This window comes from Coprococcus intestinihominis (assembly GCF_040096555.1).
GTDB classification, from domain to species: domain Bacteria; phylum Bacillota; class Clostridia; order Lachnospirales; family Lachnospiraceae; genus Coprococcus_A; species Coprococcus_A intestinihominis.
The window spans coordinates 1-9,240 of record NZ_JBBMEK010000124.1 but is presented as its reverse complement, the minus strand read 5'-3'; the positions used below and the strand labels follow the sequence as shown (position 1 = coordinate 9,240).

At 45.3% G+C, this 9,240-nt stretch carries 8 protein-coding genes; 1 reads left to right on the top strand and 7 read right to left on the bottom strand.

What is annotated here, in order from left to right; translation table 11 throughout:
- A partial coding sequence (locus WMO25_RS10350) for a penicillin-binding transpeptidase domain-containing protein (RefSeq protein WP_349085247.1) occupies positions 1 to 848 on the top strand: 848 nt, incomplete at its 5' end.
- Between the two features lie 151 nt (positions 849 to 999).
- Here WMO25_RS10350 and WMO25_RS10345 read toward each other — a convergent pair.
- From WMO25_RS10345 to deoD, 7 genes are all read right to left on the bottom strand, one after another.
- Complete coding sequence (locus WMO25_RS10345; protein ID WP_349085246.1) at positions 1,000 to 1,362, bottom strand: SpoVA/SpoVAEb family sporulation membrane protein; 363 nt, start codon at positions 1,360 to 1,362, stop codon at positions 1,000 to 1,002.
- 201 nt (positions 1,363 to 1,563) lie between these two features.
- Positions 1,564 to 2,067: a transcription elongation factor GreA gene (gene greA, locus WMO25_RS10340; RefSeq protein WP_015512665.1), complete on the bottom strand. Its 504-nt coding sequence runs from the start codon at positions 2,065 to 2,067 to the stop codon at positions 1,564 to 1,566.
- Between the two features lie 6 nt (positions 2,068 to 2,073).
- Positions 2,074 to 3,255 carry an aminotransferase class I/II-fold pyridoxal phosphate-dependent enzyme gene (locus WMO25_RS10335; protein WP_349085245.1) on the bottom strand — a complete coding sequence of 394 codons (1,182 nt, stop codon included), beginning with the start codon at positions 3,253 to 3,255 and terminating at the stop codon, positions 2,074 to 2,076.
- Between the two features lie 22 nt (positions 3,256 to 3,277).
- The gene (locus tag WMO25_RS10330; RefSeq protein ID WP_349085244.1) at positions 3,278 to 3,916 is read right to left on the bottom strand and encodes a 4'-phosphopantetheinyl transferase family protein; all 639 of its coding nucleotides are present in this window, start codon (positions 3,914 to 3,916) and stop codon (positions 3,278 to 3,280) included.
- 3 nt (positions 3,917 to 3,919) lie between these two features.
- A complete protein-coding gene (locus WMO25_RS10325; protein ID WP_349085243.1) occupies positions 3,920 to 6,232 on the bottom strand; it encodes a glycoside hydrolase family 2 protein in 2,313 nt (770 codons plus the stop codon).
- 46 nt (positions 6,233 to 6,278) lie between these two features.
- Positions 6,279 to 8,072 carry a M24 family metallopeptidase gene (locus WMO25_RS10320; protein WP_349085242.1) on the bottom strand — a complete coding sequence of 598 codons (1,794 nt, stop codon included), beginning with the start codon at positions 8,070 to 8,072 and terminating at the stop codon, positions 6,279 to 6,281.
- A 90-nt stretch (positions 8,073 to 8,162) separates the two neighbouring features.
- On the bottom strand, positions 8,163 to 8,882 hold the full coding sequence (gene deoD / locus WMO25_RS10315) for a purine-nucleoside phosphorylase (protein ID WP_215688919.1): 720 nt from the start codon (positions 8,880 to 8,882) through the stop codon (positions 8,163 to 8,165).
- Between the last annotated feature and the right edge of the window lie 358 nt (positions 8,883 to 9,240).

Here is a 9,240-nt window from a genome sequence, read left to right as displayed (position 1 = left end):
ACGGCGGTGTCTATACAGAGCCTATCCTTTACAGCAAAATTCTGGACAAGGACGGCAATGTACTTTTGGACAATGTACCTGAGAAGCACACAGCCATGAAAGATTCTACTGCATGGCTCCTGACAAGTGCCATGGAAGACGTTGTATCCAAGGGTACAGGTACTTCCGCACAGATTTCCAATTACGGTATTGCCGAGGCAGGCAAGACCGGTACAACTGACGACTACAAGGATTTATGGTTCGTTGGTTATACACCTTATTACACAGCCGGTATCTGGTTTGGTTATGACGACAGTACACTGATGCGCTACCGTCTCGGACGTAACTACAACGCGCACAAGGTACTTTGGAAGAATATTATGAATGAAGTCCTTGAGGGCTATGAGGACAGAGATTTCGTGATGCCGTCTGACGTTGAGAAGATCCGCGTCTGCAGCAGCACAGGTTTATTGGCATCTTATGGTTGCAACGTTATTACCGAGTATTTTGCCAAAGATACTGCGCCGACGGAATACTGTTCGAAGCATAGCTATCGTTATTACGAGAATAGTTATGATGATGACAGCAGCTCATCATCGTCCTCCGACAGCAACAGCTCGAACACAACGTCCGGGGATAATTCCGGCAACGGCAATTCCGGTGCTGACAATTCCGGCGGCGATAATTCAGGTGGCGGCAATTCCGGCGGTGACAATTCCGGCGGTGATAACTCCGGCGGTGATAACTCCGGCGGTGATAACTCCGGCGGCGACAACTCCGGTGGCGACAATTCCGGTGGCGACAATTCCGGTGGCGACAATTCCGGTGGCGATAATTCCGGTGGCGATAACACTGGCGCCGAGCAATAAACATTGCACATAGTCTAAGACTAATTTAAAAGGCTTCAAACAACAAATCCTGTATGGTGTTTGTTATTTTGAAGCCTTTTTAGATTTTGACTACACGATATTCACTTTATTTATACTTTTTATCTATTGCGAAATCCTTCAGCTCATGCTCTTATTTCTTGATTTTGGAATTGCACACCAGGGATGCCAAAAATGCAAACACCATTGATCCACTGATTCCTACTGCCGAAGCCGTAAAGCCACCCGTAAAAAGCCCGAAAAATCCCTGATTGTCTACAGCTTCTTTCACCCCCTTCCACAGGTTATACCCAAAACCAAGAAGCGGCACCGTTGCTCCGGCCTGCCCGAAATCAACGATAGGCTTATAAATTCCCAACATGCCAAGAATGGCGCCTGAGCATACCAAAAGTACCATGATCCGCCCCGGCATCATCTTTGTCTTCTCCATCAGAAGCTGCACCAGTGCGCAGATAACGCCGCCTGTTATAAAAACCCTCAGATAATCAACAAGCATTCTGTTCTCCTCCTATTTCATAAAATATCTATTTACTTAGTATTTAAATTTTCATATTTTCTATGTGTTGAAATCTGCCCTTTTTTAATCATCAGAGTATGCTCAAAATACAAAAAAGGTCAAAAAATAATTCAAACACCTGGCCTGTGTTTGAATTATTTTTTGACCGGTTATTGATTTCTCTATGTGCGTTCTGCCTATTTAGAAATCTCGGATTTTATCGTCTGTTTCGTCCGTCGTTTTGTCAATTTTTCTGATTTCTACATCATAACCGTACTTGTCATTGACCTGGACATGGACTGTATCACCGACACGATGCCCCAACAATGCCTTACCGACAGGTGAATCAATACTGATCAGACCATGCAGCACATCCTCACGGACGGTCGTTACGATACGGTATGTTTCTTCCTCATCTTCATCTTCAAAATAAACCGTTACCGTATTATTCAGTCCGACCTCATCATCCTTGGAATGATCCTTGATGACTTTTGCTGTCTTGACCATTCTTTCAAGATAGCGGATTCTGCTTTCGTTTCGGTTTTTTTCTCTCTTGGCTGCCTGATACTCGAAATTTTCACTGAGATCTCCCTGTTCCCTGGCTTCCTTGACAGCCGCCAGTGCCTCCTTACGGACAACAACCTTACGGTGTTCAATCTCTTCCTTCATCTTCTGAATATCTGCCTCAGATAATTCATCATACATCTTCTATCACATCCTACTATTCAATATTCCGCTTTCTTTGACGGACCGAACAGCTTCCTGAATGGTCGGCACATCCAAAACCAATGCAAAACGGACAAAGCCTTCTCCAAGGCTTCCGAAGCTGCTGCCCGGTGTCACTATAAGACCGGTTTTCTCCATTAATTCCATCACAAATTCATTGGAATTGGCAAAGCCTTCCGGAATCTGAGCCCATGAAAACATGGTCCCCTGGCTGAGAGGCACTTTCCATCCGATAGATGTCAGTCCCTCTGAAAGGGCATGATTACGGCGATCATATTCTTCACACTGTGCTTTCACTGCGTCCTGCGGACCTGTCAGGGCTGCAATGGCACCATATTGAACCGGCAGGAAAATACCATAATCAATCTGGGAACGTACATTTTTAAACTTATCAATAACTGCCTGATTGCCTACAACAAAGGACATTCTGGCACCTGTATAATTATAGGATTTGGACAATGAATAAAATTCAACGCCCACGTCCCTGGCTCCCCTAAAAGAAAGGAATGATTTGCCGACTCTGCCACCATAAATAATATCCGAATAAGCATTGTCGTGCAGAATGATAATGTTGTATTTCTTCGCAAATGTGATCAGTTCTTCATAAAAAGAATCAGGTGCTGTCACACAGACCGGATTCAGCGGATAGGACACAATCATCATCTTTGCCCGTCTTGCCTGTTCTTCAGGAATCTTGTCGAATTCAATCAGGAAATTGTTCTCAGGATGCAGGTCATAGGTTTCCACCTTTGCACCACAAAGGAAAGGGCCTGCTGTAAAAACCGGATAACCCGGATTCGGCACAAGCACTACATCTCCCGGGTCACAAATCGCCATGGCAATATGCGCCATTCCCTCCTGGGAACCATAAATAGACATAATTTCTTCATGACGAATGCCCTTAACACCATAGCGCTCTGCATAATGATTGCTGACTGCATCCAACAGTTCCGGCAGATCAGCCAATGCGTATTTGTAATTCTCAGGCTTTGAAGCAGCTTCACTGACTGCATCCATAATATGCTGGGACGGTTTGAAATCCGGTGTACCTACAGACATATTGTAAACCTTCCGGCCGGCCTTCACCAGCTCGTTCTTTTTATCATTTAAAGTCGCAAAAATACCTTCTTCAAAGGAATCCAGACGACTGGCAAAATTAAACTCCATCTTCTTATCCTCCTGTATAATGCTACAGTCTATTGTAAACCTTTTTTGAAAAGATGCAATCCTGATTTTTATTCGTATTTTCAACAGCTGTTATGACATACTGCCCCTGCCAGACCAACTGTCGGCAATGAATATCTGACAGCGCACCGGATGCAGCCGCTTCATCGCACACCGTCCTCTTGCTGTACATATGCAATACCTCTCCCGGCACACATTCTGTCCTTTCAAAAGCCGCAAGTCCATCTCCCGTCAGTTTGATCATCGCTTCTTTCATCGTCCAGACACGCATAAAGGCCTCATCCTGCCTATCTGATTTCTGAATATATAAGCGTTCTCTATCTGTTATTTTTCGAAGAACACTTTTGGGATAGGGCCTGATCCTTTCTGCATCAATGCCTATCGGTATATTTCCTACCGCACACACCACCAATCCGCCGGTGTGACTGATATTAAAATGGACATCCGGTAAATCGTGAAAAAATGGCTTGCCGGATGGCCCATATGCAAATATCAGACTTTCTTCCTTTGACAGGAAATCCTTGGAAACTCCTGCTCTGAGAAGTGCTGTTTTTAAGAGCTGACGGCCGACAGCATGCTGATATTTGCTCTCCTCAACGACCGTCATGCCATTTCTGTCATAATTTGCAAAATAAATATTCATACACTATACTTCCACAGAAAATTCGACAACTGCTTCTCCATGTCCATCCTGAATCATCAGCCGTCCACTTCCTGCTTTGCCGATTGAGCGTACATAAGTGCCCGCAAAGCCGTTTTTCATAACAATCACCGACGGCCCGATCAGTTCAATATCACCTTCTGTCTTCAGTACCAGCGGCGTCTCATATCCATACAGATGCTGACCACTCTCACCGACAGCTTCAATGTGCACAGTTGCTGCATCGTAGCTGTTTTCTTCCATCATATGCTGACGATCCGTTGTAATCTGCAGTCTGACTTCAGGTGTCGGCGTAATACTTGTCCCGGCAACAACCGTATCATCTTTGATGGCCTCAATGCGCCATGTCACCGCGTATCTTCTGGAAAATGCCAGCTCGGATTTCTGTTGAACAAACAGCTCTTGATCCTTCTCGGATTCTTTTTTCAAAAAGACTCTGTTTGACGTTCCTTTCTGTTTCTGTTCTTTTGGTTTTTCTCCTGTACGAACAATTTCGGACAGATGTTCAACAAAAATCGGCGGATGTACCAGATCTCTGAATACCGTTTCATCCGGATAAAATTCACCAATCAGCTTTTCGCCACAGTAAAGTAAAATATGGTCTGCATTGGTCATGACCATAAGCCGGTCATCCATCGGCAAAACTGCTGCACATACTGGTTCGTCCTCCCGCTGACTCTTGAAAAAAGCAGCCGCCATCTTCGGATTTCTAAACGCATCCATAAGCCCTTTGCTGCAAATGCCGTCACTGCCGCTGTACTTGCGGCTGACCGGATAATCTGTCATAACAGGCGCCAGACTGCCTGCAAAACTGTCATTGCTCTCCACAGCCCGCCACACGCTTGCCTGCCGCATGGTCTGACACAGCCAATCATCTATCCCCGCTCCGCCATTTACCTGCACATTGAGACTTCTGTGCCCGGATAAAAGGCAAGTTTTCGACAAATCCTGAATGATATTTTCACTGCTGATAGAAGCACTGGCAGCATCCTCACTCATATCATCATACAAATACACATCTTCATAAAAATGACTGCCTGCAAAATCTCTCTCACCGCCTGTCTGCCGATAGACATCCAGTTCTCTGGCCAGACGGCTTGTCTTATAATAAAGTGCATCTTCATCATCAGAATCACTGATACGCGTATCCCACAGGATCACAGATGGATGATTGCGATACTGCATCACCATTTCACGGACATTTCTCACAGCAATTTTCTTCCACCGTGTATCGCCGATAAACTGCCAGCCCGGAATTTCAGGAATGACAAGCAGGCCAATCTCATCGCACCTGTCCATAAAATACTGCGACTGTGGCCCCTGCATCGTCCGCACCGCATTCGCTCCCAACTCGAATTTCAACAAATCCGCATCCAGCTGCTGCGGTGATTTCGGCATAGCATACCCCACATAAGGCCAGCTCTGATATCTGCTAAAACCGCATAATTTCAGGATACGTCCATTCAGCCAGAATCCCTCTCCATCAAAAACAGCTTCCCGGAATCCGACTCTTACCTTCTTCGTGTCTACACACTGTCCATCTTTCAGAAGTTCCACCGTCAGTACATAGAGAATCGGCATATCCACATCCCATAGCATCGCTTCCGGCACTGTATAGGTCAGACAGGACGTTCTGAAATGCACATCCGCTGTTTTTAAATCCCAATGCTGAAGATCTTCACCCTCCAAAGGAATCTCTGTCCAGGTATCCAGATGAGCGGCCAGTCTCAATCCTTCCGTATACGCATTCAGCTTAATTTGTGCCTTTAATATCTTTTCATCGGTTCTGACATCCGGGGTGGCTGTATAAATATCTTCTATATAATATTCATCCTTCACATCCAGATAAACATCCCGATATATGCCGCCGTAAGTCAGTGACTCTGTCACCGATCCAAAAGGCGGCTGATTCAGTTTTTCTCTGCTGTCTAAGCGCACGGTAATCACCTGTTCACGTCCATCCGCAAGAAACGGTACAATATCCACCGAAAAAGCTGTATATCCACCATAATGTTTCATCGCCAGCTTCCCATTCACATAGACGGCAGCTTCATGGGCTGCCCCTTCAAAGGTCAGTATCAAATGACCTCCGCGCCATGCATCTTCTACTATCAGACTACGTCTGTATCCGCAAAGCTGCTGCACAGACATTTCATCAAAATTGCTGTAGGACAATTCACACACACTGTGTGGAATCCGCACCTTCCGAAGTTCTGACAGATCAGCCTCCGGGTTCAACAGATCCTCTGTATAATTTCTTGCAAAATACCAGTTGTCATTTAAATATATTCTCTGCATTGATCTCTCCTGCTCATTAAAAGCCGCACAGCATGTATCCCATCAGTTAGATGGCCCGTGTAGCCTCTTTTAACCAAGCCTGTTCTTCTTCATTCAGATGCGGTCCGATGACCTCGTAAATCTTCTGATGATAATCATTCAGCAGCTGCCTTTCACGCTCTGTCATCAATAACGGATCTACACCATCCAGATCAAACGGTACAAGTGTCACGGTATCAAAGTACATAAACTGACCGTATTCATTCTTCTCGCCCTTCATGCAGACCATCAGATTCTCATGCCGCACACCGAATTTATCCGTCAGATAAACCCCAGGTTCATCTGACGTCAGCATGCCTTCTTCCAGAACACAGCCTTCATTGCGATTCGGCAGCATTTTCCAGCGGAAGCCATTCGGACTCTCATGCACATTCAACAGATAGCCAACACCATGACCCGTACCGTGATTATAATCCATGCCGATCTGCCACAGAGGTTCTCTTGCCAGATAATCCAGATTATAACCTTTGCATCCGTGCAGGAAATGCGCACCTGCGAGATTCAGATTGCCCCGAAGTACCAGTGTAAAGAATTTCTTCTCCTCCTCTGTCAGCTCACCCAGTACAAAAGTACGTGTGATATCTGTTGTTCCTTCCAGATACTGACCGCCTGTATCCATCAGAAGTAATCCCTTTGGCGCCAGCTTGGCATCTGTCTCCGGTGTTGCAGAATAATGCACAATGGCACCATGTTCCGCATATCCGCTGATGGGTTCAAAACTAGGTTCAAGATAGCCTTCCTGCTCTTTGCGGAAGCTTTCCATCTTCTCTGCAGCACTGATTTCTGTCATTGGTACTTTGCCAATATTCTTCTTCAGCCAATACATAAATTTTGTCAGGGCAATGCCATCTTTGATATGAGCCTGCCGAATATTCGCTACTTCCACCGGGTTCTTGATGGCCTTCGGAAGCAATGTCAGATTTTGTTCATCAACCTTCTTCGCAGATTCCGGCATTCTCTCAAGTATAGCATAGTTAAGCGCTGAACCATCATAGATCACGGTCTGGTTCTCTGTCAGTTTTGCCACATCCTCATAAATGCCATTGTATTCAAAAAATTCTACACCGGCGTTCTCCAATGTCTTTCTGTCCGCTTCCTTGAAATCTGCGGCATTGGTATAAAGTCTCAGACTATCGGCACTCATCATCAGATACGCCAGAACAACCGGGTTATCCTGTACATCGTTGCCTCTGAAATTCAGAAGCCATGCAATATCATCCAGAGAAGTCAGTACAAACCAGTCCGCTTTCTTCTCTGCCATTTCCTGACGGATCAGGGCAATTCTGTCATCTCTGGACTGGCCGGCATAAGCAATATCCAACAGCCATGCAGGCTCTGCAGAAAGTGCCGGACGCTCAGTCCAGATTTCATCCACCAGATCATAGCGGCCATTGACAGACGCTCCTTTTTCACTCAGTCTGCGTACATAGTCCTGACCATTTCTGGCATTGACCGTTCTTCCATCAAAGCCAAGGCACTGTCCCTTTTCAATGTGTGACACAATATAGTCTTCAATAGTCGGCACACCTTCATTGCCCATCTTAAACAATTCAATGCCTGTATCCGCAAGTTGTGCCTCCGCCTGCAGGAAATATCTGCCGTCGGTCCAGAGTCCTGCAAAATCCTGTGTCACAAGGATGGTTCCCGCTGAGCCTGTAAAACCGGAAACAAAAGCACGGCATTTAAAATGCTCACCTACATATTCGGAACCGTGAAAATCCTCCGAACCGATCAGATACATATCCATTTTGTAAGCAGTCATCTTCTCTCTGAGGGCTGCCAATTTTTCTCTTACTGTCATCTTATCTTTTCCTCACTTTGATGTCATTCTTTATTCTGCATTGTAGCCGGACTCAGGATCTGCGCCCAAACCCTGATGCAGACATCCTGTTTAAACTGCAATAGCCGCTTCCAGGGCCAGCTCTACCATCTCCGCAAAAGCAGTTGCTCTTGCATCTGCATCCAGTTCTTCCCCCGTTACAAGAGAATCAGAAATCGTCAGCAGACAAGCTGCATTCCGGCCAAGCACTTCTGCGTTATGGAACAGCGCAAAGGATTCCATCTCAACGCAAAGCAGCCCCTCTTCATCAACCATCTTGCGAAGTACATCATTGGCATCCGCTTCATGATAAAAAACATCACTGGAATGAATCGGACCTGAAACAAGCTTCTTATTCATCTTCAATGCTGTATCCTTGATCTGTCGATTCAGCTCTTCTGACGGATACTGCCAGTTCTTCATATCCAGGCTCTGTGCCTGACCATATGTGGATTCACTCCAAACAGCATCTGCCAGCACCACATCCAATACCTTCAGTTTATCTGTATAGGCTCCTGCGGAACCGATACGGATAATATTCTCCACATCATAGAATTTATATAATTCATAAGAATAAATGCCAATGGATGGCATGCCCATTCCGGAAGCCATCACGGATACTGTGACACCTTTATATTGACCTGTATAACAATACACGTTGCGGACATCACTGACAAGCTGGACATCTGCCAGATAAGTCTCGGCAATCCACTTTGCTCTCAGCGGGTCTCCCGGCATCAGAACAGTCTTTGCAATTTCTCCGTTTGCAGCGCGATTATGCGGTGTTGCCATACTCAAATACCTCCAAAACAATTTTCCTTAATCATACCACATTTTCGATTCAAAAGCTATAAGCAGCGTGCAGCCATCATTGTCTCTAAGGATTTCCTTTTTGAAGTTAACCTTCTGCACGCTATTTAGTTTTGACATCAGTTTAAACTTTTTTAATTTTTCTCTTCATACTTAACCAATTGTTCAATTTTATGATATAGTATTACTACTATCATTTTGAGTTCGTACACTTGGATGAATCTAGCCAATTTGAACGGTGCATTGGCCAGCTTCTCAAAACACAAAATTTGGAAAAGGAGAAATTACTATCATGCAGCAGCTTTCATACACAATTGAACCGGAGGCAGACGGTCTGTCG